General features: G+C 66.1%; 19 protein-coding genes and 1 pseudogene. 8 read left to right on the top strand and 12 right to left on the bottom strand.

The features are described 5' to 3' along the window. Positions 1–199: 199 nt before the first annotated feature. Positions 200–772 carry a DUF5329 domain-containing protein gene (locus EAG14_RS05630; protein ID WP_240456952.1) on the top strand — a complete coding sequence of 191 codons (573 nt, stop codon included), beginning with the start codon at positions 200–202 and terminating at the stop codon, positions 770–772. An 11-nt stretch (positions 773–783) separates the two neighbouring features. Here EAG14_RS05630 and EAG14_RS05625 read toward each other — a convergent pair whose 3' ends face one another. Continuing rightward, positions 784–2,430 carry an acyl-CoA synthetase gene (locus EAG14_RS05625; RefSeq protein WP_121730321.1) on the bottom strand — a complete coding sequence of 549 codons (1,647 nt, stop codon included), beginning with the start codon at positions 2,428–2,430 and terminating at the stop codon, positions 784–786. A gap of 116 nt (positions 2,431–2,546) precedes the next feature. Here EAG14_RS05625 and dnaG point away from each other — a divergent pair, with 116 nt between their 5' ends. Both dnaG and rpoD read left to right on the top strand, forming a co-directional pair. Continuing rightward, entirely contained in the window at positions 2,547–4,610 is a 2,064-nt protein-coding gene (gene dnaG / locus EAG14_RS05620; RefSeq protein ID WP_240456951.1) for a DNA primase, read from the top strand. Between the two features lie 403 nt (positions 4,611–5,013). Next, positions 5,014–7,367: pseudogene (rpoD, locus tag EAG14_RS05615) on the top strand (RNA polymerase sigma factor RpoD). Positions 7,368–7,595: 228 nt separating this feature from the next. Here rpoD and EAG14_RS05610 read toward each other — a convergent pair. The 5 genes from EAG14_RS05610 to EAG14_RS05590 all read right to left on the bottom strand — a co-directional run bounded on the left by EAG14_RS05610 (position 7,596) and on the right by EAG14_RS05590 (position 12,249). Next, on the bottom strand, positions 7,596–8,996 hold the full coding sequence (locus EAG14_RS05610; protein WP_240456950.1) for a sulfite reductase subunit alpha: 1,401 nt from the start codon (positions 8,994–8,996) through the stop codon (positions 7,596–7,598). A 17-nt stretch (positions 8,997–9,013) separates the two neighbouring features. After that, entirely contained in the window at positions 9,014–10,114 is a 1,101-nt protein-coding gene (locus EAG14_RS05605) for an FAD:protein FMN transferase (RefSeq protein ID WP_121730318.1), read from the bottom strand. A gap of 50 nt (positions 10,115–10,164) precedes the next feature. Next, on the bottom strand, positions 10,165–10,989 hold the full coding sequence (locus EAG14_RS05600; RefSeq protein ID WP_099741753.1) for a DUF4198 domain-containing protein: 825 nt from the start codon (positions 10,987–10,989) through the stop codon (positions 10,165–10,167). 66 nt (positions 10,990–11,055) lie between these two features. After that, positions 11,056–11,592 (bottom strand): DUF2271 domain-containing protein, encoded by a 537-nt coding sequence (locus EAG14_RS05595; protein ID WP_121728310.1) that lies wholly within the window; start codon positions 11,590–11,592, stop codon positions 11,056–11,058. A 24-nt stretch (positions 11,593–11,616) separates the two neighbouring features. After that, positions 11,617–12,249: a PepSY-associated TM helix domain-containing protein gene (locus tag EAG14_RS05590; protein ID WP_121728309.1), complete on the bottom strand. Its 633-nt coding sequence runs from the start codon at positions 12,247–12,249 to the stop codon at positions 11,617–11,619. A 427-nt stretch (positions 12,250–12,676) separates the two neighbouring features. Between EAG14_RS05590 and EAG14_RS05585 the strand changes: the two genes are divergently transcribed. Together EAG14_RS05585 and EAG14_RS05575 are read left to right on the top strand one after the other, a co-directional pair. Next, the gene (locus EAG14_RS05585) at positions 12,677–13,687 is read left to right on the top strand and encodes a Bug family tripartite tricarboxylate transporter substrate binding protein (protein WP_371414401.1); all 1,011 of its coding nucleotides are present in this window, start codon (positions 12,677–12,679) and stop codon (positions 13,685–13,687) included. 532 nt (positions 13,688–14,219) lie between these two features. Continuing rightward, positions 14,220–15,794, top strand: a complete 1,575-nt coding sequence (locus EAG14_RS05575; RefSeq protein WP_121728307.1) for a methyl-accepting chemotaxis protein — start codon at positions 14,220–14,222, stop codon at positions 15,792–15,794. Positions 15,795–16,058: 264 nt separating this feature from the next. On the opposite strand, the gene EAG14_RS05570 is transcribed toward EAG14_RS05575, so the two are convergent. From EAG14_RS05570 to EAG14_RS05560, 3 genes are all read right to left on the bottom strand, one after another. Beyond that, a complete protein-coding gene (locus tag EAG14_RS05570; RefSeq protein WP_121728306.1) occupies positions 16,059–17,123 on the bottom strand; it encodes a tripartite tricarboxylate transporter substrate binding protein in 1,065 nt (354 codons plus the stop codon). Between the two features lie 95 nt (positions 17,124–17,218). Beyond that, positions 17,219–18,460: a CaiB/BaiF CoA-transferase family protein gene (locus tag EAG14_RS05565; RefSeq protein WP_121728305.1), complete on the bottom strand. Its 1,242-nt coding sequence runs from the start codon at positions 18,458–18,460 to the stop codon at positions 17,219–17,221. Positions 18,461–18,478: 18 nt separating this feature from the next. Next, positions 18,479–19,450: a hydroxymethylglutaryl-CoA lyase gene (locus EAG14_RS05560; RefSeq protein ID WP_240456949.1), complete on the bottom strand. Its 972-nt coding sequence runs from the start codon at positions 19,448–19,450 to the stop codon at positions 18,479–18,481. A 119-nt stretch (positions 19,451–19,569) separates the two neighbouring features. On the opposite strand from EAG14_RS05560, the gene EAG14_RS05555 reads away from it, so the two are divergent. The 3 genes from EAG14_RS05555 (at position 19,570) to EAG14_RS05545 (ending at position 21,543) form a co-directional block, all read left to right on the top strand. Beyond that, a complete protein-coding gene (locus EAG14_RS05555) occupies positions 19,570–20,490 on the top strand; it encodes a LysR family transcriptional regulator (RefSeq protein WP_121728304.1) in 921 nt (306 codons plus the stop codon). Positions 20,491–20,761: 271 nt separating this feature from the next. Then, the gene (locus EAG14_RS05550) at positions 20,762–21,073 is read left to right on the top strand and encodes a helix-turn-helix domain-containing protein (protein ID WP_099656283.1); all 312 of its coding nucleotides are present in this window, start codon (positions 20,762–20,764) and stop codon (positions 21,071–21,073) included. Between the two features lie 113 nt (positions 21,074–21,186). Then, positions 21,187–21,543 (top strand): FKBP-type peptidyl-prolyl cis-trans isomerase, encoded by a 357-nt coding sequence (locus EAG14_RS05545; protein WP_099741760.1) that lies wholly within the window; start codon positions 21,187–21,189, stop codon positions 21,541–21,543. Positions 21,544–21,641: 98 nt separating this feature from the next. Here EAG14_RS05545 and EAG14_RS05540 read toward each other — a convergent pair whose 3' ends face one another. The 3 genes from EAG14_RS05540 to EAG14_RS05530 form a co-directional block, all read right to left on the bottom strand. After that, positions 21,642–22,130, bottom strand: coding sequence for a hypothetical protein (locus tag EAG14_RS05540; protein ID WP_121728303.1), 489 nt, complete (start codon positions 22,128–22,130; stop codon positions 21,642–21,644). A gap of 175 nt (positions 22,131–22,305) precedes the next feature. Beyond that, a complete protein-coding gene (locus EAG14_RS05535; RefSeq protein WP_121730316.1) occupies positions 22,306–24,369 on the bottom strand; it encodes a VC_2705 family sodium/solute symporter in 2,064 nt (687 codons plus the stop codon). 22 nt (positions 24,370–24,391) lie between these two features. Then, a complete protein-coding gene (locus EAG14_RS05530; RefSeq protein ID WP_121728302.1) occupies positions 24,392–24,763 on the bottom strand; it encodes a DUF4212 domain-containing protein in 372 nt (123 codons plus the stop codon). Between the last annotated feature and the right edge of the window lie 20 nt (positions 24,764–24,783).

Raw genomic sequence — 24,783 nt, 5'->3', positions numbered from 1 at the left:
TCAAATAAATAGCTGCTAGCGCTTATCGATCAAGCGCTAGGAGCCAAAATCATTGAAAACCCAGCCCCTCAAAGCCTGCCCAAGGCTGGTGCCAGGCGGCTGCGATGCTTCAGCACGGTGCTGTTGCGCAATTTTTAACAAAAAAGAGGGTGTAGCGCTCACCGAATAAGCGCGAGCAGCTATCAAAACATGAGCAATCATGGCAAGATTGCCCGCTCTGGAGAGCCTGCCGACGATCTCGCAAGAGGTCGTGACCCGGTTCTTGCTGCCGCCTTGCGGCCCCTCCACCCTGTTGCCCCGCACCACCATGCACACCACGCCCCGCCGCTGTCCGACCCTGCCCCTGCCTTCCCGCCCTGCATTGCGCACCGCCTGCCTGGCCGCCACGCTGTGGGCACTGGCGGGCTACAGCGTGGCGGGCAGCCTGCCCGCAGCCGCCAAGGCCGAGGTCAACGCCCTGCTCACCCGGCTGCAAACGTCTGGTTGCGATTTCAACCGCAACGGCTCCTGGTACACCGGCACCGAGGCCAAGGCGCATTTGCTCAAGAAGCTGGACTACCTGGACGGCAAGAACGCGGTGCAAACCACCGAGCAGTTCATTGAGCTGGGGGCCTCGTCCAGCAGCGCCAGCGGCAAGGCCTACCAGGTGCGCTGCGCCGGGGCGGCGGCGGTGGACGCCGGGCCCTGGCTCAAGGGCGAACTCAAAGCCGTGCGGTCAGGCGCTGCGGCGCCGATGGCGCCCGTCGCTCCTGCGGCGCCTGCGGCCAAGTAAGCCCAGCCACCTCACACGTTGATCGCGCTGGCCGACCCGGCCTGCTTGCGCAGCTCAAACTTCTGGATCTTGCCCGTGCTGGTCTTGGGCAGCTCGCCAAACACCACAGCGCGGGGCACCTTGAAGCCCGCCAGGTGCTTTTTGCAGTGCGCCACGATGTCTTCGGGGGTGGCGGTGGCGCCCGCCTTCAGCTCCACAAAAGCGCAGGGGGTTTCGCCCCACTTGGCATCGGGCTTGGCCACCACGGCAGCGGCCAGCACGTCGGGGTGGCGATAGAGCACATCCTCCACCTCGATGGACGAGATGTTCTCGCCGCCCGAGATGATGATGTCCTTGCTGCGGTCCTTGATCTTGATGTAGCCATCGGGGTACTGCACCGCCAAATCACCGCTGTGGAACCAGCCACCGCGAAAGGCGTCCTCGGTGGCCTTGGGGTTCTTCAGGTAGCCCTTCATTGCAATGTTGCCCTTGAACATGATCTCGCCCATCGTTTCACCATCCCAAGGCACGGGCTGCAGGGTTTCCGGGTCCAGCACACGCACATCGCGCTGCAGGTGGTAGCGCACGCCCTGGCGGGCGTTGAGGCGGGCGCGCTCGCCAATGTCCAGGGCATCCCACGCCTCGTGCTTGGCGCACACGGTGGCGGGGCCATACACCTCGGTCAGGCCGTACACGTGGGTCAAATCGAACCCCATCTTCTCCATGCCCTCGATCATCGAGGCCGGTGGCGCCGCGCCCGCCACCATGGCCTTGACGCCTGCGGGCACGCCCACCTTCATCGCATCGGGGGCGTTGACCAGCAAGCCGTGCACGATGGGCGCGCCGCAGTAGTGCGTGACGCCGTGGGTGCGAATGGCGTCAAAAATCGCCTGTGCCTCCACGCGGCGCAGGCACACATTGACGCCCGCGCGCGCCGCAATCGTCCACGGAAAGCACCAGCCGTTGCAGTGGAACATGGGCAGCGTCCACAAATACACGGCGTGCTTGGGCAGGTCCCACTCCAGCACGTTGCTGATGGCGTTGGTGGCCGCGCCCCGGTGGTGGTAGACCACGCCTTTGGGGTTGCCGGTGGTGCCGCTGGTGTAGTTCAGGGCAATGGCGTCCCATTCATCGGCGGGCAGCTCCCAGGCAAATTGCGGGTCACCGCTGGCCACAAAGGCTTCGTAGTCTGGGCCCGGCAAGGTCTGGGCTGGTGCGCCGTACAGGTCGTCTTGCACCTGCACCACCAGCAGCGGTGCGGTGGACTGGCGCAGCGCCAGGGCCTTGGCCAGGGTGGCGGTGAACTCCGGGTCCACGATCACGGCCTTGGCCTCGCCGTGGTCCAGCATGAAGGCGATGGTTTCCGGGTCGAGCCGGGTGTTCAGCGCGTTGAGCACGGCCCCGGCCATGGGCACGCCAAAGTGGGCCTCGACCATGGGTGGGGTGTTGGGCAGCATCACGGCCACGGTGTCGTTTTTGCCGATGCCGCTGCGCTGCAAGGCGCTGGCCAGCTGGCGGCAGCGGGCGTAGGTCTGCCCCCAGGTCTGGCGCTGCGCACCGTGCACGATGGCCAGGCGGTCGGGGTAAACCTCAGCTGCCCGCTCCAAGAACCCCAACGGGGACAGGGGTGCAAAGTTGGCCGGGTTGCGCGGCAGGTGCTGGTCGTACGCAGAGGTCATCACATCCATCCTTGGGCAGAAAAACAGGTAATTTCCCATTACAGCCCCCCGGGCTGACAGCGCGCTGAAAGCGCCCTGGCCGCAATTTACGGCGCCCCGCCCGGGAAGCACCACGCATGGGCGAAAATACCCCCGTGTCCATCCCCCAGTCGTTCATCCAAGAGTTGCTCTCGCGCGTCGACGTGGTCGATATCGTGGGCCGCTACGTGCAGCTCAAAAAAGGCGGCGCCAACTTCATGGGGCTGTGCCCCTTCCACGGGGAAAAGTCGCCCTCGTTCAGCGTCAGCCCCTCCAAGCAGTTCTACCACTGCTTTGGCTGCGGCAAGAACGGCAACGCCATCAGCTTCCTGATGGACCATGCGGGCATGGGCTTCATCGAGGCCGTGAACGACCTCGCCCAAAGCGTGGGCCTGCAGGTGCCTGACGACGACATCTCCCCCCAGGAGCGCGAGCGCGCCGCTGCCGCCCGGCAAAAGCAGGCCACGCTGAGCGATGTGCTGGAAAAAGCCGCCGACGCCTACCGCCGCCACCTGCGCGAGTCGCAGCGGGCCATTGGCTACTTCAAGGGCCGGGGCGTGTCGGGCCATGTGGCCAAGCAGTATGGCCTGGGCTACGCGCCCGAGGGCTGGCGCAGCCTGGCCAGCGTGTTCCCGGCGTACGACGACCCGCTGCTCGAAGAAAGCGGCCTGGTCATCGTCAACGATGAAGACGGCGGCAAGCGCTACGACCGCTTCCGCGACCGGGTGATGTTCCCGATCCGCAATGTCAAAGGCGAGTGCATTGGCTTTGGCGGGCGGGTGCTGGGCGACGACAAGCCCAAGTACCTGAACTCGCCCGAAACCCCGGTCTTCCACAAAGGGCGCGAGCTGTACGGCCTGTTTGAAGCCCGCACGCCCATCCGCGAGGCAGGTTACGCGCTCGTGACCGAGGGCTACATGGACGTGGTGGCGTTGGCGCAGCTGGGCTTCCCCAACGCTGTGGCCACGCTGGGCACGGCCTGCACGCCCGAGCATGTGCAAAAGCTGCTGCGCTTTACCGATGCCGTGGTGTTCAGCTTTGACGGCGACGCCGCCGGGCGCCGCGCCGCGCGCAAGGCACTCGATGGCGCCCTGCCCCACGCCAGCGACACGCGCAGCATCAAGTTCTTGTTTTTGCCCGCCGAGCACGACCCCGACAGCTACGTGCGCGAGCATGGCACCGACGCCTTTGCCCGCTGCATTGCCGAGGCCATGCCGCTGAGCCGCTTTCTGGTCGAAGCCGCCAGCGATGGCTGCGACCTGGCCACGGCCGAAGGCCGCGCCCACATGGCCAGCAACGCCCGCCCCCTGTGGGCCAGTCTGCCCGACGGCGTGCTGCGCCGCCAGTTGCTCAGCGAGCTGGCCCAGCTCACCCAGTTGCCCGCAAACGACCTGTCTGACCTGTGGAGCCAGGCATCGGCGCAAGACCACCACCGCCGCCCCGGCCCCAGCGCGGGCGCGCAGGGGCACAGCGCACCAGCCCATTCCCCCTACCACTCGCCGGACGAGCCGCCCTGGGGCGGGCCACCCGATGGCGCCGAGCCCTGGCATGGCGCCCCAGATGCGGGCTACGACGCAGGTTATGGCTCACACCAAGGCCAGGGCGGCAGCGCCAAGCCCCCGTTTCGCAAAAGCGGCGACTGGAAGGGCAAGGGCGACTGGAAAGGCAAAGGCAACTGGAAAAAGCGCGACGACAGCCCCTGGCCGCCCCAGCCCCGCCTGCCCAACACCCCCATGGCCAGCCGGGTGGACCATGCGGCGCGGCTGCTGCTGTCGCACATGGCGTTTTTGGAGCACCTGGCGCCGGACGACCATACCGCCCTGTGCGCCCTGCCCGCGCCCCACGGCCCGCTGTTTGCCTGGCTGGAGGCGCAATTCATGGAGCAAGGCCCCCTGGCCTGGGCGGTTCTGCGCGAGAGCCTGCGCGGCCACGAATGCGAAACGCTGGCCGTGAAAGTGATGACCGGCGCCCATGCGCAAACCGAAGGCGACGTGGCCGAGCTGCGGGCCGAGCTGAGCGACCTGCTGACGCGCATCCAGCTGGAGCAGATCAAAGAGCAGCTGAGCGCGGCCAGCGCCAGCGGCGACCTGGCCCTGTGGCGCGAGCTGGATGCGCGCTCGCGCACGCTCAAGGCCGCGCTGGAGCCTGCGGCGCCCAAATAACGCTCAGATAACGCCCCAGCAGCGCCTGGGCCCAGTGGCGTGGCAGCGCGCAGGCCACCGTCCACACGCCAAAACCAAAAAACCACAAAAGCCACACTGCGGGCCCCAACGGCTGAGAATTACAGCGAAAGTCCTTGAAAAAGCCCCCCGCTGGTATAATGTAGGGTTTTTCGGCAAGAGCGACAGCAGCACCTCCGAGCCGGGCCATCGTGACACGCGCGCACATCAGCGCAGATCAGCCCACTTATCGCAAGGACTGCACACCAAATGTTCGCCCAGACATCTTGCCAATGAGGGCCTCCCCTCCAAGCGCCTGAGCTTTTGCGCTCATGCGTTGCCACCCGCGCCGGGATCTGTGGCGTTTGCGTTTTCTTTGTGTCCGTTTTTGATTCTGAGGTTTTTCATGCCCGCTCAAAAGTCCGCGAAGCCGCCCAAGACTGCTCCAGACACCGCCGCCAAGGCTGTCTCCAAAACCGCTGCTAAAGCGCCTGCCAAGGCTGCAGCGACCAAGAAAGTCCAGACCGTGTACAAAAGCCCAGCCGAGCTGAAAAAAGCCGCCGATGAACTGCTGAAGAAGAAGCCCACCCGCGCCAAAGCCGCGCCGGCCGCCGAGGAAGAAGAAGCTGCTGCTGCCGAAGCCCCCAAGAAGAAGCCAGGTCGCCCTGCCAAGGCTGCAGCCTCCGCCGAAGCCAAGGTGCCCGCCAAACGTGGCCGCAAGCCCAAGGCAGCCGCAGCGGGCGATGACAGCGGTGACGACACCGACCTGTCGGACATCGAAGCAGACTTGGAAGGCGAAGTCGAGGAAACGACCGAGACGGCCGCTACGGTCGAGAAGGTCAAGCCTCTGCGCATGAAGATCAGCAAGGCCAAGGAACGCGCCTTGATGAAGGAATTCGGCCTGGACGAGACCGTCCTGTCCGAAGAAGACCTGCAAAAGCGCCGCTCGCGCCTGAAGACGCTGATCAAGCTGGGCAAGACACGCGGCTACCTCACGCACGTGGAAATCAACGACCACTTGCCCGACAAGCTGGTCGATGCCGAAACCCTCGAAGCCGTCATCACCACGCTGAACGACCTGGGCGTGGCGGTGTACGAGCAAACGCCTGACGCCGAAGCGCTGATCATCACGGACAACGCCCCCGCAGGCGCCACCGAAGAAGAAGCCGAAGAAGCCGCCGAAGCCGCGCTGTCCACCGTGGACTCGGAATTCGGCCGCACCACCGACCCCGTGCGCATGTACATGCGCGAAATGGGCACCGTGGAGCTGCTGACCCGCGAAGGCGAAATTGAAATCGCCAAGCGCATCGAAGGCGGCCTGATGGCCATGATGGAGGCGATCAGTGCATCGCCTGCCACCATTGCCGAAATCCTGAACATGGGCGAAGAGATCCGCGAAGGCAAGGTCGTCATCTCGACCATCGTGGACGGCTTCTCCAACCCCAATGAGGCCGACGACTATGTGGCCGAAGAAGACTTCGACGAGTTCGACGAAGCCGACGACGACGACGGCAAGGGCGGCTCTAAGGCGCTGACCAAGAAGCTCGAAGAGCTGAAGAAGCAGGCGCTGGAGCGCTTTGACAAGCTGCGCGAGCTGTTCGAGAAGATCCACAAGATCTATGACAAGGAAGGCTACGGCACCCCTGCCTACATGAAGGCCCAGGCCTCTTTGTCGGAAGAGCTGATGACCATCCGCTTCACCGCCAAGACCATCGAAAAGCTGTGCGACATGGTGCGCGGCCAGGTGGACGATGTGCGCAAGAAGGAGCGTGAGCTGCGCCGCATCATCGTGGACAAGTGCGGCATGCCCCAAGAGACGTTCATCAAGGACTTCCCACCCAACCTGCTGAACCTGCAGTGGGTCGAGAAGCAAGCCGCCGCTGGCAAGCCCTGGTCGTCCATCATTGCGCGCAACATCCCGCCCATCCAGGACCTGCAGCAAAAGCTGATGGACCTGCAGTCGCGCGTGGTCGTGCCGCTGACCGAGCTCAAGGGCATCAACAAGCGCATGAACGAAGGTGAAGCCACCTCGCGCGATGCCAAGAAGGAAATGATCGAGGCCAACCTGCGCCTCGTGATCTCGATCGCCAAGAAGTACACCAACCGTGGCCTGCAGTTCCTCGATTTGATCCAGGAAGGCAACATCGGCCTGATGAAGGCGGTGGACAAGTTCGAATACCGCCGGGGCTACAAGTTCTCGACCTACGCGACGTGGTGGATTCGCCAGGCCATCACCCGCTCGATCGCCGACCAGGCGCGCACCATCCGTATCCCGGTGCACATGATCGAGACGATCAACAAGATGAACCGCATCAGCCGCCAGCACTTGCAAGAGTTTGGTTTCGAGCCCGATGCGTCCATCCTGGCGGCCAAGATGGAGATCCCGGAAGACAAGATCCGCAAGATCATGAAGATCGCCAAGGAGCCGATCTCCATGGAAACGCCGATCGGGGACGACGACGACAGCCACCTGGGCGACTTCATCGAGGACGGTGCCAACACCGCGCCTATCGAAGCCGCCATGCAGGCCGGCCTGCGCGATGTGGTCAAGGACATCCTTGATGGCCTGACCCCCGCGAAGCCAAGGTGCTGCGCATGCGCTTCGGTATCGAAATGACCAGCGACCACACGCTGGAAGAAGTGGGCAAGCAGTTCGACGTGACCCGCGAGCGCATTCGCCAAATAGAAGCCAAGGCGCTGCGCAAGCTCAAGCACCCCAGCCGCTCGGACAAGCTGCGCAGCTTCATCGACTCGCTGTAAAGCGCTGCGAAGCTCTGTGCAGGGCCCGCCAGCCGGTGTCCCTGCCCCAGTCTTTGGACACCTAGCCCGCCGCCTTTGAACAGGCTGGCGGGCTTTTTCATTGGCGGGGTGGATTATTTAAACAAAATCAGGCCCTAGCGCAATCTAGATAAGCGCTAGCAGCTATGTTTTTCATAGCGAAATGCCACACGATGCAGCGCCTGCGCTGAGGGCCTCTGTTCAATCCCCTCAATACACATCGCGCCGGTAGCGCCCCTCGCGCAGCAAGTGGTCCAGGGCGTCTACCCCCAGAATCTGGCGCAGTGTGCTGTCCACTGCCTGGGCCATGCCCTGCAGGCTGCCGCACACGTACACCGCTGCGCCTTGCGCCACCCAGGCGCGCACAGTGTCGGCCTCGGCCGCCAGCAGGTGCTGCACGTACACGCGGGTAGGCTGGTCGCGCGAGAAGGCCACATCCAGCCGCTGCAAGGTACCTTGCCGGTGCCAGCCCTCCAGCTCGGCCTGGTGGTGAAAGTCGTACGCGGCATTGCGCTCGCCAAACAGCAGCCAGTTGGGCCCGGCCCCCACGGCCGCCCGGGCGCGCAGGTGGGCGCGCAGCCCGGCCAGGCCCGTGCCGTTGCCAATCAGAATCAAGGGGCGCTGGGCATTGCCCTCCAACCGGAAGTTGCTGTGCGCACGCAGCCGCAGGGGTATGGCTGCGCCCACGGCAGCACCCTGCGTGAGCCAGCCCGAGGCCAAGCCGAGCGAGCCATCGCCCCGCACCGCCTGGCGCACCAGCAAGTGGACGCCGCCGTCGCTGGCGATGGAGGCCACCGAGTACTCGCGCGGGTGATCGGGATCTTGCGGGGCACGCACCTGCACCAGGTCGCCCGACTCCCATGCCACGGCAGCGCCTGCAAGGTCTGCGGGGGGCACCAGTTCGAGGTGAAACACCACCCCGCCCGCGCTGCCGGGGTTCAGGTGCGTGCGGCCAGCCAGCACCCAGTCGGCAAACTCGGGCGCCTGCCAGGCGGGCAAATCGCTGACATGGGCCACCTGCCCCAGGTGGTGCTGCCACCGCTGCAGCGCCTGGGCATCGCCGTTGTCCATCTCCACGGTGTCAAACAAGCGCGTGGCGCCACAGCGCTGCAGCCACGCGTCCACCTGGCGCCCAAAGCCGCAAAAGTGGGTGTACTGCCGGTCGCCCAGCGCCAGCAGGCCGTAATGCAAGTTCGCCAAATGCGGCTCGCTGGCCAGGGTGTGGCTGGCAAAGGCGGCGGCGTGGTCGGGCGGGTCGCCCTCGCCGCAGGTGCTCACCACCCACAGCGCGCATCGCGCCTGGGCCAGCGCCTCGGGGGTGAGCTGGTGCACGGGGCACAGTTGCACGGGCTCTCCGGCGGCGTGCAGCAGGCGGGCGGTTTCTTGCGCCAGCTCCTGGGCCTGGCCGGTCTGGCTGGCGTACACCACCAGCAGCGCATGGAGCCCCTCGCGGGCAGCGGCCAGCGACGCGGCTTGCGCCTGGGCCGCCTGGCGCTTGTGGCGCTCGCGCCACCACACGGCAGCGCACAAGGCGGCATACAGGGCCACCAGGCCTGCGGCGGCCATCCAGCGCGCAGCACCCACCATCGCCATTTCACCCAAGAGCCCCATGGGGTTTTCCCAAAAAATCAAACCACCCGAGCGGGCAGGTCCAGCTGTTCAAAAGCAGCACTGGTGTGCACCACCAACCCCGCATCCGTGTGTTCGCACAGCAGCGCGGCAATGCCTTGGCGCTGCGCAAAGGCCAGCCCCTCGTGCGGCCCCAGCACCGTGAGCACGGTGGCCAGGGCATCGGCCTGCATGCATTCGGCATGCAGCACCGTGACGCTGCTGAGCCGGTGCAGCACCGGCTCGCCCGTGCGCGGGTCCAGCGTGTGCGAGTAGCGGCGCCCGCCCAGCTCGAACGCATGCCAATGGTCCCCCGAGGTGGCCACGGCCCTATCGCGCAGCGGCAGTACGCGGAGGGCAGCCCCCAGGGGCTGGCGCGCCCCATCGGCCACGCCCGCAATCTGCACCCGCCAGGGCTGCCCATCGGGGCGCTGGCCGCTGGCGCGCAGCTCGCCGCCCACCTCCACCAAAAAATGTTCAAAGCCCAGGCGCTGCAGGGTGCGCGCCACCAGGTCAACCCCATAGCCTTTGGCAATGCCGCTCAAATCCAGCTGCGCGCCGCCGGGCTGGAGCACACGGCGCTCGGCCGGGCTCAGTTGCAGCCGCTCAAAACCCACACGGGCCCGGGCCGCCTGCAACCGCTGCGGGTGGGGCAACTGGGCACGGTGGTCTGCCAAAGGGTTGGCACGCGGGCCAAAGCCCCAGGCGTCCACCAGCGGGCCCACGGTGGGGTCCCACGCGCCCTGGCTGGCGCGTGACCAGTGCAGCGCACACGCCATCACTTCCATGAACTCGGGCGATATGACCTGCCACGCGCCCGCCTCCGCGCGGTTGAAGCGGCTGATTTCTGAATGGGCCTCCCAGTGGCTCATCTGCTGCACCACGGTGTCCAGCGCCTGCTGCACCGCAGCCTGCACGGGCTCCAGCGCCTCAAACCCTGGGTTGGCCAGGCGCACCGACCACGTCGTGCCCATGGTGGCGCCCGCCAAGGTGTGCAGCGCAGCCGGATCGCGCGCGCGCAGCCCTGCGGCTGGGCCGGTGGCGTAGCCAGAGGCTGCGGGGGTCAAAGGCGCGGTGGGCAAACCACCCGGCCAGCAACCGGCCCCGTAGCGCACGCGGATGCGCGGGGCCTGGGGCGTGGTGTGCTGGGCGTACAAGGTGTGCGGTGCGCTCAGGGCAACACTTCCAGGGTGCCGACGTACGACAGGCGGCGCTCCTTGGCCTGGGGCACCGAGGTCTTGTCGTCCTTCACATCGGCATCCACCCAGTACATGCCAGCCGCTGGCCAGGTGATGCTGAACTGGCCCTGCGCATCGGTCTTGGCCTTGATCTCGCCGAGCTTGTCGCGGTAGCGCGAGCTGCCCGCCACCACCACCACCTCCACGCCTGCGGCAGGCTTGCCATCCACATGGAAGGCGAAGGTGGCTTTCTCGCCCTGGGCCAGGTCGTTGGGGTGCGTCACGGGCACCAGCTCCAGCCCCTTGCCGCTGGCCTTGACGGCGCTGGGCTTGCCCACGGTGACATAGGTTTCCACCCGCCCGGCAGACTGGGTGACCTTCAGGTCTTGCGCATCGGCTGGCACTTCGGCAGCGAACTTGTCGGGGGTACCGCGCCAGCGCTTGGGCTGCCCGGCCTTGTCCTTGTAGGTGGCCATCAGGCCGCCATTGAGCACGGCCAGGCGGTAGGTGCCGGGCTGGGTCAGGTTCAAATCAAACACGCTGCGCAGCTTGCCTTTGTGGGCATTCTCAGGCGCCAGCGTAGAACCATCGGGCGCTGTCACCACCAGGTTGTCCAAACCCAGCGGCACGTGGTTGAAGAAGAAGAGGTCGTTGGACACCGCAGCGTCCACCGTGATCCATTCCGACTTGGACAGCACGGTGCTTGAAGGCAGCAGCCACACGTTGTGGGCCTGGGCGGCCGAAGCAGCCGCCAACATCAGCGCCACGCCAGCGGCCAGGTGCGCCCACCGGGCGCGTGCAGGAACAGGAAATTTCATCAATGACTCCAGTTGGGCGAAGAGAGCAAAAAGAGCGAATCAAAAAAGGGGATGTGCCGGAGCAGCTCAGGGCTTCAGCTCCAGGGTGATCTCGCCCAGCTCACTGCTGCCTGCGGCGCGCAGTTGCTGCGCCTTGGCCGCAGGCCAGGTGAAGGGCACCGACACCACCTCGCGCCCACCCACCTCGCGGGCGGCTTCCACCACCAGCTTGTAGTTGCCTGCGGGCAGGGCGGCCAGCGGGCTCTTGCCTTCGGTGAACTGCAGCTGGTGCTTGCCTGCGGGGCGTGTGGGGCTGGTCACGCCATCGATGGGCATCTCCAGATCGCGCCCGGCGCGGCGCCACCACTGGCGCATGTCCTTGAGCCACTTGGTGCCCGTGCCCTCGGCGTTCTTGAGCTTGACGTCGTACCAGACCGACAGGGTCGATGCCACGGTGTTGTCTGCGCGCTCCAGCCAGATGGCCACATAGGGGCGGTGGTACTCGGCCACGTCCAGACGGGGGATTTCCACCCCCACATTCAGCCCCGCCGCAAAGGCAGGGGCGCCCAGGCATGCGCCCAGGGCCACGGTGTAGCGCAGTTTGGATGGGGAAGGCTTCAGCATAGGCAGGCTTTCTTTCGTGAAAGTTCAGTGGATAAACAAGAGCGCCAGCAGCGCAGGCACCACCAGGCCCAGCCCCACCATGGGCCAGGTCCAGGGGCGGTTGCCCGCGTGCATCTTCAAAATGAACAGGCCCGTGAAAGAGAACACCAGGCAGGCCACGGCAAACAGGTCGATGAACCAATTCCAGGCCACGCCGGTGTTGCGGCCCTTGTGCAGATCGTTCAGGTAGGCAATCCAGCCCCGGTCGGTGCTTTCGTACTCGGCCTCGCCGTCTTGCAGCCCCAGGCGCAGCCAGGCATCGCCGCCGGGGCGTGGCAAGGAGACATAGACCTCGCCGTCAGTCCACTCGGCCTCGCGCCCAGCCAGTGAGACACCCCACTGCGCGTGGGCCCACTGCGCCAGCTCGGGCGGCACGGCAGAGCGCTTGCCCGCACTCTGGGCCCGCGCTGACAGCACCTGCTGCAACGCCTGCGGGGCCTGCGCCTGGGCCCGCAACACGCGGGGCTTGGATTCGATCTGCCCTGCATGGTTGAGCGTGATGCCCGTCACCGCAAACAACAGCATGCCCAGCAGGCACAGGGCCGAGCTGACCCAATGCCACTCGTGCAGGGTTTTGAGCCAGAAAGAGCGCCGCCGGTGGTCTTGTAACTTGGTCATGCCTGGGGAGAAAGGAACACGAGGCCGCCCCAACCCGCCTTGGAGAGGCACAGCCCAAACCCGGCATTGTAGTTTTCAAAACGACAATCATTCTCATTTGCAAAAACTTTACACACCACATGACGCGCAACTAGGGGCCTTCTCACCGTGACCGCAACGGTAGTAACCCCTACAACCCAGACAGCAAACTGACAGCTTTGCAAGTCACGATTACATCCATTACAAAAACTTCCAGGCATGGGCCCGCTCGCCGGGCTGCATGACTTGGCGTGGCGCCGACTGCACCCACCGCAGAGCCTATGGAGACAACAAAGCAGGGCCCACAGACACCCCAACCGTTCGTTGTTCCATCGTTCGTTGTCTGGGTGCAGGCCATGAGCCCGCACCCGCTTCAGCCCATTTCGCAAGGACCCAAGGTTCCATGACCATGCAACGCAGACAGATCCTGGCGCGCAGCGCCGCAATGGCAGCCCTCCTGACCCCGCTGGCACCTGCCGCCCTGGCCCAGGCCACCGCGCCGCGCCCCGGCGCACCCGCCCCCAAGGCCGCCAAGGTGGCGGGCACGCTGCGCATCGTCATCCCGGCCAACCCCGGCGGTGGCTGGGACCAGACAGGCCGCGCACTGGGCGCCGCCCTCAAGGCCGTGGGCGCGGCCGACCAGGTGGAGTTTGAGAACATTGGCGGCAAGGGCGGCACCATCGGCCTGGCCAAATACGCCGAGAAGTACGGCAACGACGCCAACACCCTGCTGATGGGCGGCATGGTGATGGTGGGCGCTGTGGCCCTGCAAAAGCCTGCCGTGGACATGGGGCACATTCAGCCCATTGCCCGGCTGACCAGCGATTACCTGGTCACGGCGGTGCCCACATCGTCGTCCATCAAAAACGGCAAAGACCTGGCCGAAGCCATGCGCCGCGACCTGCCAGCACTGCCTGTGGCCGGGGGCTCCGCAGGCGGCGTGGACCACATCTACGCAGGCGTGCTGGCGCGCGCGGCCAAGGCCAAACCTGAGACCTTGGTGTACCGCCCGTTTGCCAGCGGCACCGAGGTGGTGGAGTCGCTGCTCAAAGGCGATGCCGCCGTGGGCATTTCGGGCTACAGCGAGTTCAGCGATGCCCTGGCAGCAGGCAAACTGCGGGCCATCGGCGTGTCGGCGCGGCGCAGTGCGTTTGGCATTCCGGCCTTCAAAGACCAGGGCATTGACGCCGTCATGGCCAACTGGCGCGGCGTGTTCACCGGCAAGGGCGTGAGCCCCGCCCGCACCGCCGAGCTGCTGGCGGCGGTAGAGCAGGCCACCCACCACGAAAGCTGGCTGCAAACGCTCAAGCAAAACCGCTGGGAAGCCTCCTGGCTGGCGGGCAAAGACCTGACCGAGTTCATGGAACTGGACCTGACCACCGCACGCGTGATGGTGTACCTGCTCAAGCTCAAGGCCTGAGCCCGCTCTCCAGCCCCCTGACTCAGCCCACTGCGGGGTCTGGGTCCGCACGGCCCAGCTGAGAACCTGTTCAAAGTCTTTTTGGAGTTGCACAAGTGTCTGGCCGGGATGGGATGCAAGGCGCGGTGCGCAGCCAATAGCTCGGCTATTGGCAAGCGCCGCAACGCAGCAGACCGCCCGGCAAGCCACTTGCCCGAAGGGTTGGAGTGAAATCGGGCGATTGGACGCCCCGGCTGCTTGCATGGGCACGAGCCCATGCGGCGCACCCGAAGCATCCACTCATCCCGATTGCACTCCAATGCAATCTCCAAAAAGACTTTGAACAGGTTCTGAGAGGTGTTGTAAGCCGCCCTCACCCGCCATGCCCCCCGCACAGCCCCGCTTGCGGGGCGCCGCCGCCCTCGGCACACTGGATTCAGCCCAGGTGCTTTTCTGGATCGCTGCACAGCCAGGCAGGCTGCGCCCGTGCCGGAGGGGGCCTGGAGCCGCAGTGCATCCCATTTTTGACCCGCCCTGACCCGCGAGGCTTTTTATGAAAATGTCCCACTTCTCCATTGGTGCACGCATGGCGGGAGCGCTTGGGCTGGTGCTGGCGCTGTTGATTGGTGCCGCACTCTTTGGCATTGCCGCGCTGTACAAAACCCTGGGCACCTACGACAGCACCGTGCTGCAACGCGTGGCGCAAGAGCGCGCCGTGAGCCGCATGGAAAGCGAGTTCAAAGCCCAGGTGCTGGAGTGGAAGAACACCCTGCTGCGCGGCGAAGATGCCCGCAAGCGCGAGCTGCACTGGGGCGCCTTCCAGGCCAGCGAGAAGCGCGTGGCCGAGGCCGCAAAGGCACTGGAGCCCCAGCTGACCGATCCGCAAGAAAAGGCAGCGCTGCAGAAGTTCACCGAGGCGCACACGCAGATGGCCCAGGGCTACCGCAAGGGGTTTGAAGTGTTCCAGTCCCTCGGGTTTGTGCCTTCCGCAGGCGATGCCGATGTGGCCGACATCGACCAGGGCCCGGCCAAGCTGCTCACCGCGCTCAGCGAGCAAGTGGCCAGCAGCAGCGCCGCCATTGCGCAAGAGGCCGCCCAGGACGCACGCCACGCGCTGGTCAGCAGCCTGGTGGCGCTGGCGCTGGTCACCGGGCTGGGCGTGGTGGCCGGGCTGGTGCTCACCCGCTCGGTGGTGCGGCCGCTGCGCGAGGCGGTGGCTGTGGCGCACAAGGTGGCTGCGGGCGACCTGACATCGACCATTGCACTGGAGGGCCAAGACGAGCCCGCCCGGCTGCTGCAAGCCCTCAAGGCCATGCAAGAGAACCTGGAGAACGTGGTGTCAGGCGTGCGCAGCAGCGCCGAGAGCGTGGCCAGCGCCAGCGCTGAAATCGCCCAGGGCAACGCCGACCTGAGCATGCGCACGGAAGAGCAAGCCTCGTCCCTGGACGAGACCGCTTCGTCCATGCAGCAGCTGCAGCAAACCGTGCAGCAAAACGCCGCCAACGCCCAGCGCGCCAGCGAACTGGCCCGCAACGGCTCGGCCGTGGCCGAGCGCGGCGGCGCCGTGGTGGAACAAATGGTGCAGGTGGTGCAAGGCATCCAGGAAAGCTCGCGCCGCATCGCCGACATCATTGGCGTGATCGACTCGATTGCTTTTCAGACCAACATCCTGGCGCTGAACGCTGCCGTGGAAGCCGCCCGAGCAGGTGAACAAGGCCGGGGCTTTGCCGTGGTGGCCAGCGAGGTGCGCAACCTGGCCACCCGCAGCGCCAGCGCCGCGCAAGAGATCAAGACCCTGATCCAAACCAGCGTGGAGCGCGTGCAGGCAGGCTCGGCCCTGGCCCAGAACGCGGGCGGCACCATGGCCGAGGTGGTGGCCTCCATTCGCGGGGTGAGCGAGCTGATGCAGGAGATCAGCCACGCCAGCAGCGACCAGACCAACGACATGCAGCGCGTGACCCAGGCCATCGTGCGCATGGACGAGGCCACCCAGCAGAACGCCGCCCTGGTGGAAGAAAGCGCGGCCGCCGCAGGCAGCCTGAGCGGCCAGGCCAGCGAACTGGTGCAGGCCGTAGCGGTGTTCCGCGTGCGGCACCAGGGCTCCCACGCACCGGCCTTGTTGCGTTGAGAACCTGCTCCTGATTAGCTACTTGCCAGATACCCCTGCATCCGTTCGGGCTGAGCCCGTCGAAGCCAGGGCTTGCCGCGTGCGTGCAAGGCTTCGACAGGCTCAGCCCGAACGGGTGGGGACGAGAAGGCGTCTGAGGCAGGTCGCCCATCAGGAACCTGTTCAAAGCGCCACGCAAAAGTACTGCGACACTCGCTCACATATTCATAGCTGCTCGCGCTTTATTAGCAGGCGCTAGAGGGCAAAAACACTGTTAACCCCGCCTCAATCCACCTTCACGTTGGCGGCTTTCACCACCTGCGCCATGCGCGCCGCCTCGGTGCGGAAGAAGGCGGCAGCGGCATCAGGCGGGGTGAGCTTGATGTCGTAGCCCTGGGCGATGAGGGCATCGCGCGCCTCGGGCATGTCCATGGCGGCCTTGAAGCCGTTGAACAGGCGGGCCAGCTCCGCCTTGGGCAGACCGGTGGGCGCCACAGGGGCGATCCAGCCGTCCAGCTCGTACGCGGGCAAACCTTGCTCTGCAATGGTGGGCACGCCGGGCAGCGAGGCCACGCGCGTGGCCGTGGTCACGCCCAGGGCGCGCAGCGATCCCGACTTGATGTGCGCGGCCGCTGGCGCCACAGCCACCACCGCCAGCTGCACCTGGCCGCCCAGCACGTCGTTCATCAGCGGGCCCATGCCCTTGTAGGGAATGTGCTGGATGGCGACCTTGGCCTGGTCCACAAACATGGCAGCCCCCAGGTGCAGGATGGTGCCGTTGCCCGACGAGCCGTAGTTGAGCACCCCGGGCTTGGACTTGGCGTAGGCGATCAGCTCCTGCACATTTTTGGCGGGCACCGACGGGTGGGCCACCAGCACAAACGGCGTGGCGCCCAGGATGGTGATGGGCGCAATGTCGGCCAGCGAGTCGAACGGAATGTTCTTGTACACGCTGGGATTGACCACATGGTTGTTCGACACCACGCCGATCACCGAGCCGTCCTTGGGCGCCCGCACGATCTGCGTGGTGCCGGTGATGCCGCCCGCGCCGGGCAGGTTTTCAATCACCACCGGCTGGCCCAACGCCTTGGCCAGGCTGTTGCTGATGGCGCGGATGGCGCCATCGGCCCCCGAGCCTGCAGACAGCGGCAAGATGATGCGCAATGGCCGGTCGCCCAGGCTTTGCGCCCGCACCAGGCCCGGGCGGGTGATGGCGGCAGCGCCCAGGGCGGCGGCCCCCAGCCACAAGGCTTGGCGCCGGGTGGGGGATACCAGAGATGCCGGGGTGGCAGAGGGAGCAAAGGGGCTGCACAGGCCTGGGGCCACGGCTTTCGGGGGCTGATTCGTCATGGTGTGTTCCGTTATGGTGGTCAATCCGCCGTGGGCCGCGCAGTCTGTTGCTGTGCTGGTCTCAGGCGGGGGTGTTCAAGGCCTGCCCAGTCAGTTCAGGCCACGGCGCCCGCCTGCTGCAGCGCCTGCACCTGCTCGGGCGTGTAGCCCAGCTCTTGCATCAAAGCCGCCGTGTGCTGGCCCAGCACCGGGGGCTGCAGGCGCACGCCCAGGCGCTGGCCGTCCATGGCCAACGGGAGCAGCGTGGTGCGGGCGGTTTGCCCGGCGCGCTCGCCGTCGGGCAAGGTGATGTCGGCCAGGCCGCCAGTAGCGTTGAGGTGCGGGTCGTCCAGCAACTGCTCGGGCCGCGAAATGGGGGCAAACGGCAGGCCGTGCTTTTCAAAAATGGCGGCCAATTCCGCCGCGCTGTGGGCGGCCAGGCGCTGGCGCAGGTCGGGCATCAGCGTGGGGCGGGCGCGCACGCGGTCGTTGTTGGTAACGAGTTGCGGGTCGGCCTTCAGGTCGGCATAGCCCATGGCGTCGCAGAAGGTGAGCCACTGCGCATCGCTCACGGCGGCCAGAAAGATCTGCTCGCCCTCTTTGACCGTGAACACGTCGTACAGCGCCCACGAGGAGATGCGGTCGGGCATGGGGGCGGCGGGCTTGCCGGTCACGGCGTACTGCATCATGTGCTGGCCGACGAGGAACACGTTGTTCTCGAACAAGGCCGAGTCCACCTCTTGCCCGCGCCCGGTGATGCCGCGCTGCATTAGCGCCGCCATGGCGCCAATCGCGCCAAACATGCCGCCCATGATGTCGTTGACGCTGCTGCCTGCGCGCAGCGGGTCGCCGGGGCGCCCGGTCATGTAGGCCAGGCCGCCCATCATCTGCACCACCTCGTCGAGCGCAGTGCGGTGCTCGTACGGCCCGGCCAGAAAGCCGGTGTGGTTCACGTAGATGAGCCGGGGGTTGAGCTGCGACAGCGCTGCGTAATCCAGCCCGTACTTGGTCATCACGCCGGGCTTGAAGTTTTGCGCCACCACGTCGGCCGACGCGGCCAGCTTGCGGGCCACTTCCAGCCCTTCGGGGTTGCGCAGGTCCAGCGCGATGCTTTTCTTGTTGCGGTTGAACATGGGAAAGAAGCCCGCCCCGGCGCCCAACAGGTGGCGAGTGCGGTCGCCCTCCACGGGCTCGACCTTGATGACCTCGGCCCCCAGATCGCCCAGCACCATGCCGCAGGTGGGGCCCATGACCATGTGGGTGAACTCAACGACCCGCAGGCCCGCCAGGGGCAAGGGGCCTGCGGACGATTTGGGCGATTCGGACGGGGAAGAAGAAGTAGAGGTGGTGCTTGTCATGGGCGAACGATACAGAAATCAAACCGCTGCAGCGGCCAGGTGGAGCGGTGTGTGGCGGGGAAGGCCTGCTTGCCACAGCGCACCGTGCAACACCTCGCCCGCCAGCCAGCCAGCCAGCCGCTGGCGCAGCGCCAGCAGCGCAGGCACGTCGACGCCGGTGGCGACGCCCATGCGCTGCAGCATGTATTCCAGGTCTTCGGTGGTGACATTGCCGCTGGCGCCCGGCGCGTGGGGGCAGCCGCCAATGCCCGCCAGGCAAGCGTCAAAGCGGGTGATGCCGGTTTGCCAAGCCGCGTAGGCATTGGCCAGGCCCATGCCGCGCGTGTCATGAAAGTGCGCGCAGGCCAGCCGCTCGCCCACCAGGGCGCGGGCCTTGGCAAACAGGCGCTGCACGCTAGCCGGGTCGGCAAAACCTACCGTATCGGCAAGGCTCACGCGGTCGGCCCCCGCGTCGAGCAGGGCTTGCATCAAGCGCAGCACTTCGCTCTCGACCACCTCGCCCTGCAGCGTGCAGCCAAAGGCGGTGCCTACGCCGCCTTCGATCAGCGTGGCGCTGCCTGCCGCATCGCGGGCAGCGCGGATGCGGGCCACCTCGGCCACCACCTCGTCGGGCGTCTTGCGCAGGTTGGCCAGGCTGTGGGCGTGGCTGGCCGACAGGGGCACGACCATCAGGTGCGCGCCACATTCCAGCGCACGCTCGGCCCCTTTCAGGTTGGGCACCAGCACCGAGGCGCGCAGGCCCGGCAGCGTTTGCGCGTAGGCCAGCACCTCGGCGGTGTCGGCCAGCTGGGGCAACAGGCGGGCGGGGACGAAAGAGCCCACCTCGATCTCGCGCTGCCCGGCGGCGTAGGCGGCGTTCACCCACTCGATCTTCTGGGCCGTGGGCAGCACACGGGCAATGCTTTGCAGGCCGTCACGCAGCCCCACTTCGCGAACGATGGCGCGGGCCACGGGGGGCTGCAGGTCTGACGGGATCGGGGAAGTGCTCACGGGATGTCTCTTTGGGGTGGGTTTGGGGACGATTCTAAAAATTCCAAAAAGAATCAGAAAATACATCTCGGAATCCATAACATTCCCAAACAGAACATCACACTCCCTGGAGACTTGCCATGCGCGACCTTGATTTGCAGACCCTGCGCCTGTTTGCCGCCGTGTGCGACCAGCGCAGCATTGCGCGGGTGGCCGAGCAGGAATCCATCGTGGGTTCGGCCATCAGCAAGCGGCTGGCGCAGTTGGAAGACGTGGTGGGCACGCCCCTGCTGCTACGCAAGCGCCGGGGCGTGGTGCCTACCCCGGCGGGCGAGACGCTGCTGGAGCACGCCCGCACCATGCTGGCCAGCGTGGGGCAGATCGAGCGCGACATGGCCGCGTATGCCACCGGCACCCGGGGCCATGTGCGCATGCTGGTCACGGCCTCAGTCATGGCGGAATCGTTGGCCGATGATGTGGCGGCGTTTTTGCAAGACCCTGCCCACCGCGACATCCAGATCAGCATGGAAGAGCGGGTGAGCCCGGACGTGGTGCAGGGCATCCGCGAGGGCAGCGCGTCCATCGGCATCTGCTGGGACGCGGCCGACCTGAGCGGCCTGCAAACGCGCAGCTACCGCAGCGACCACCTGGCCATCGTGGCCCACGCATCGCACCCTGTGGCACAACTGCCCACGGTGCGCTTTGCCGATGTGCTGGGTTACGAGTTTGTGAGCATGCCCGCGCTGAGCGCGGTGCAGGTGCTGCTGGCCCGCGCTGCGGCGGTGGAGGGCAAGACGCTGGCCCACCGGGTGCTGGTGTCCAACTTTGACGCGGCCCTGCGCGTGGTGCGGGCCAACCTGGCCATCAGCGTGGTGCCCCGCGAGGTGGCTGCGCCCTTTGCCAGCACAGCGCCGGTGCGCATCGTGCCGCTGAGTGACCCGTGGGCCCAGCGCCGCTTTGCCATTTGCTTTCGCGATGAGGCGGCGCTGCCCCCTGCAGCGCAGCTGCTGCTGCAGCACCTGGCCGTCCAACTCCCGGCTGCGCAGGCCCTGCCCGCGTAGCCTGCGTGCCACACTGGTCAGCCCACCCACGGCCAGGGTTGCCTGTGCCAAAAATCGGTGGCTGCACGGGCGAAAACCCCTGACAAAACCCCGCTGGGCAGGCATAAAAACAAGGCCCAAAATCAAGGGTCTATCGCATATGCAGATTGCCTTTTGAGCTACCAAACTTGTAGCAAAATAGGTTCCGCGCTATAGTCGCAGCGCATTGGCAGGTGCGCAAGCACCCTGCTCCCAAATAACCGACCCAACACTCGCGCAAGGAGAAGCATCCATGAGCTCCAAAGAAAACGCCGCCATCCACCAGCTGTTTGAACGGCTCGAATGCCGTTACGCGCTGCGCGTGCTGTGGGCCCTGCGGGACGGGCACCCCCAAACCTTCCGCCTGCTGCAAGACAGCGTGGGCGGCATCACCCCCAACACCCTGAACACCCGCATCAAAGAGCTGCGCGAAGCTGGCCTGCTGGACCACGGCAACGACGGCTACACCGTGACCGCCTCGGGCGCCGACCTGCTCAAGCGCCTGAACGATGTGCAAGCCTTCGCCACACGCTGGGTGGCAGGCCGCGCCAAGAAGCAGGCCTGAACCCGGCCCGCTGATGGCAGCGCCCAGGCGGCGCAAACATCAAGCAAAAACACCCCCTAAGGCTTGATAGACAAGCGCTACAAGCTATATTTTCAATAGCAAAAGGACATTCCATGGCCCTCACCACCACCGCCTCTGGCCTGCAATACGAAGACACCACTGTGGGCGAAGGCGCCGAAGCCACCAAGGGCGCCAGCGTTTCGGTGCACTACACCGGCTGGCTGTACAAGGATGGCGAGCAAGGCGCCAAGTTCGACTCCAGCCGCGACCGCAATGACCCCTTCGAGTTCTCGCTGGGCGCTGGCATGGTCATCAAGGGCTGGGACGAAGGCGTGCAAGGCATGAAGATCGGCGGCCAACGCACGCTGATCATCCCCGCAGCCCTGGGCTACGGTGCACGCGGCGCGGGCGGCGTGATCCCCCCGAACGCCACCCTGAAGTTTGATGTGGAACTGCTGAAGGTGCGCTGAGCGCTGGCAGCCCCGCGGCTCACGCCCCCCAACAAAAAAGCCAACCGGATCGGTTGGCTTTTTTCATGGTGAATCCGCTGGGTTGGGGCGCCCCTCCATCACCCAAACAGCGCCTTGCGCAGGGGTTCGTACTTGGCCTCTCCCACCGCTTCCTTGATCTTGGGGGCCAGTGCAGCCAGGTCTTCAAAGCTCGAAGCCGCCTCCACCGCCAGGTTCAGTCGAAAACCGCGCAGGCCCAGGGCGGCCGTCATGGCCGTGGCCACGGGGTAGGCATCTTTGTAGCGTTGCTGTGACGGCCTGGCAGTCTCGCCCGCCCCGCCCTCCGCAGGGGTTGCCGATGGCGCGGCAGCAGGTGCTGCAACCGCTGCTGCGGGCAGCGCAGCACCGCCCACGGGGGCCAGCAGGCCTTGCTCGATCATGGCCTGCACATCGTCCTGCGTAATGCCCATGGCGGCCGTGGCGGCCAACACCTCGCCCAAAGTCCGCTTGCCATCAAACAGGATGAATGCCGAGCGTTGCCTGGACGTCAGTCCACCGTGCCGATCCTTCATTGCATCCTGACCTGCCTGCGTTTTGACGAGAACCATGTGCCTCCTGGGTTTAAATCAGGCTGCACCGCTGGGCGCAACCTGGGGCACAGCGTGGCACATTTGGTGACAATTGGGTATGGGGTTTATCCATAAGAATTGGTTCACCTTTGTCGAACGCCGTGCAGCGCCGGAACAGAAGCCGAATCGCCACCGCAGGGGCTGAGACAGATTCTCAGATTTCGAGCCGCACCCCGGTGGGCACGGGCGCCGGGCGCGTGATGCGGCTGACCACCGCTGCCGCAACAAACCCCGCCGGCACACCAAACACCCCGGCCGAGATGGGCTGGATACCAAACCACAGGCCATTGGCCAGCAGCCATCCAGGCAGCGCACCGCGCACAGCAGGCACATGCGAGAGCAGGTAATACACCGCCACACCCAAGCCCGCCAACATGCCCGCCACCGCCCCCTTGCGGGTAGTGCCGCGCCAAAAAATGCCCAGCACCATCACCGGCACAAAGGCCGACGCTGCCAGCGAAAACGATGCCGAAACCATGGTCAGGATCTCGGACGGTTTGAGCGCTGCCACAAAGGCAGCCGACAGCGCCACCGACAGCAGCGTGAACTTGGTGAGAATCACCCGCTGCTCTGGCGATGCATCGCGCTTGGTACCCCTGAAGTACAGGTCGCGCACCAACGCATTGCTGATGGTGAGCAGCAGCCCATCGGCCGTGGACAGCGCCGCCGCCAGCCCCCCCGCCGCCACCAGGCCCGACACCACATAGGGCAAGCCCCCCAGCTCTGGCGTGGCCAGCATGATGAGGTCGGCCCCCAGGCGGATTTCGCCAAACTGCACGATGCCGTCGCCGTTGACGTCCTCAATCGACAGCAGCGAGCTGTCCACCCGCGCCCACTGGGCCATCCAGTTGGGCAGGGCCTCAAAGCTGCTGCCCACCAGGTTTTGCATGACCTCGAACTTGACCAGCACCGCCAAGGCGGGCGCGCTCAAATACAGCAGGGCAATGAAAAACAGCGACCACGCCACCGACGCCCGCGCCCCCGCCACCGTAGGCGAGGTGTAGTAGCGGGTGAGCAGATGCGGCAGGCCCGCCGTGCCCACCATCAGGCAGAACATCAGCGCCAGAAAGTTGCGGCGCGCCAGGTCGTATTCGCGCTGCTCTTCGGGTGTGCCGTTGGGGTCGCCCGCATAGGCCTGGCTGTGCAGCGGCAACCCGCCCAGGGGCTTGGCGCGCTCGTAGTTCTCGTGCATTTCGCGGGTCCAGCGCTCGCGGGCACCCGCTACGTCGCGGGGCAAGGCAGCCAGCTCGCGGCTGGCCGAGACGATCAGGCCCACATCGGCGTTTTGGGCACGCAACTGGTGGATGCGCTCACGCCCCAACTCGCGCTCGCGCTCCAGGGCGCCCTCCACATCCTGCAACCGCGCTTCCAGGTCTTTGGCGCGGCGCAGGTAGGCTTGCACCACCTGGTGCTCTGACGGCGAATCCAGCAGCTGCGCTTCCAGGTCCGCAATCTTGCCAATCTGCGCGCCATACACGGCGGGCGCCAGGGGGTTGCCCAGTTGCTTGTAGGCCAGCCAGGACACAGGAATCAAAAACGCCAGCAGCAGCACCACGTACTGCGCCACCTGCGTCCAGGTGATGGCGCGCATGCCGCCCAGAAACGAGCACAGCAACACGCCCCCCAGGCCGAGCATGATGCCGATCTCGAACTGCACCCCTGTAAGGCGCGAGGCGATGAGCCCCACCCCGTAAATCTGTGCCACCACGTAGGTGAACGAGCACAGCACCGCCGCCAGCGCCGCGATGATGCGCGGCCAGCGCCCGCCAAAGCGCACATGGAAAAAATCGGGCACGGTGTACAGGCCCATGGCCCGCAGGTGCGGCGCAATCAGCATCGCCACCAGGCAAAAGCCGCCCGTCCAGCCCAGCAAATAGGCCAGCCCACCGGCCTGCCCCGAGGTACCCGAAAACCCCTGCAGGTACAGCGCCCCGGACAGGCTGATGAACGAGGCCGCGCTCATCCAGTCGGCGGCAGCGGCCATGCCGTTGTACATGGGCGGTATGCGCCGCCCGGCCACGTAGTACTCCTCCGAGTCAGACGTGCGCCCGTACACGCCGATGCCGGCGTACACCATCACGGTGAGAAAGAGAAAGATCGGCCCGATCCAGTGGCGCGACAGGCCCTGGCTCTCAGCCCAGGTCATGAGGGCCAAAAAGCCCAGCACCCCCAGCACATAGAGCAGAAAAAACCGGTGGGGGCGCAAAAAGGAAGGCAGCCACCACCCCGTGGGGCGGCGCTCAGGCACGGTAACGCTCCGCCGATGGGCCGGGCCGCTGACCACCTGGTGCGTGGGCAGCCGCTGCGGCGCGTGCCGCCGCATCCTGGCGTTCAAACCGGCTCATGGCCCAGGCATACACCACCACGATGCCGATGAACACCAGCACGGCGCCCTGGGCGGCAATCCAGTAGCCCAGGGGCCAGTCACCCAGGGTGATGTGCTGCAGATCGCGTGCAAAGTAGGTGGCCACAAAAGACACCAGCACCCACACGCCCAGCAACCCGGCCTTGAGCCACAGGTGGCGCACGTCGTGCAGGTCGGGCGGAAACGGCCCCGCGAGCTCAGGTTCGGGCTGCGGGGGGACTGTGGATCGGGGCGCAGGGGCTCGCATCGGTCAGCGTCTCTTCAGCC

It is taken from the genome of Acidovorax sp. 1608163, assembly GCF_003669015.1.
Lineage (GTDB): Bacteria > Pseudomonadota > Gammaproteobacteria > Burkholderiales > Burkholderiaceae_C > Acidovorax.
Note: the sequence above shows the minus strand (reverse complement) of the source record. Positions and strands in the feature narration are given on the sequence as shown.

What these genes read in the sequence shown, in the direction of transcription:
- EAG14_RS05600 (WP_099741753.1), bottom strand. Translation starts at nt 10,989, where the DNA reads ATGAAATTTCCTGTTCCTGCACGCGCCCGGTGGGCGCACCTGGCCGCT.
- EAG14_RS05565 (WP_121728305.1), bottom strand. Translation starts at nt 18,460, where the DNA reads ATGACAAGCACCACCTCTACTTCTTCTTCCCCGTCCGAATCGCCCAAA.
- EAG14_RS05550 (WP_099656283.1), top strand. Translation starts at nt 20,762, where the DNA reads ATGAGCTCCAAAGAAAACGCCGCCATCCACCAGCTGTTTGAACGGCTC.
- EAG14_RS05570 (WP_121728306.1), bottom strand. Translation starts at nt 17,123, where the DNA reads ATGACGAATCAGCCCCCGAAAGCCGTGGCCCCAGGCCTGTGCAGCCCC.
- EAG14_RS05530 (WP_121728302.1), bottom strand. Translation starts at nt 24,763, where the DNA reads ATGCGAGCCCCTGCGCCCCGATCCACAGTCCCCCCGCAGCCCGAACCT.
- EAG14_RS05630 (WP_240456952.1), top strand. Translation starts at nt 200, where the DNA reads ATGGCAAGATTGCCCGCTCTGGAGAGCCTGCCGACGATCTCGCAAGAG.
- EAG14_RS05585 (WP_371414401.1), top strand. Translation starts at nt 12,677, where the DNA reads ATGCAACGCAGACAGATCCTGGCGCGCAGCGCCGCAATGGCAGCCCTC.
- EAG14_RS05540 (WP_121728303.1), bottom strand. Translation starts at nt 22,130, where the DNA reads ATGGTTCTCGTCAAAACGCAGGCAGGTCAGGATGCAATGAAGGATCGG.
- EAG14_RS05575 (WP_121728307.1), top strand. Translation starts at nt 14,220, where the DNA reads ATGAAAATGTCCCACTTCTCCATTGGTGCACGCATGGCGGGAGCGCTT.
- EAG14_RS05590 (WP_121728309.1), bottom strand. Translation starts at nt 12,249, where the DNA reads ATGACCAAGTTACAAGACCACCGGCGGCGCTCTTTCTGGCTCAAAACC.
- EAG14_RS05545 (WP_099741760.1), top strand. Translation starts at nt 21,187, where the DNA reads ATGGCCCTCACCACCACCGCCTCTGGCCTGCAATACGAAGACACCACT.
- EAG14_RS05625 (WP_121730321.1), bottom strand. Translation starts at nt 2,430, where the DNA reads ATGACCTCTGCGTACGACCAGCACCTGCCGCGCAACCCGGCCAACTTT.
- dnaG (WP_240456951.1), top strand. Translation starts at nt 2,547, where the DNA reads ATGGGCGAAAATACCCCCGTGTCCATCCCCCAGTCGTTCATCCAAGAG.
- EAG14_RS05610 (WP_240456950.1), bottom strand. Translation starts at nt 8,996, where the DNA reads ATGGGGCTCTTGGGTGAAATGGCGATGGTGGGTGCTGCGCGCTGGATG.
- EAG14_RS05595 (WP_121728310.1), bottom strand. Translation starts at nt 11,592, where the DNA reads ATGCTGAAGCCTTCCCCATCCAAACTGCGCTACACCGTGGCCCTGGGC.
- EAG14_RS05555 (WP_121728304.1), top strand. Translation starts at nt 19,570, where the DNA reads ATGCGCGACCTTGATTTGCAGACCCTGCGCCTGTTTGCCGCCGTGTGC.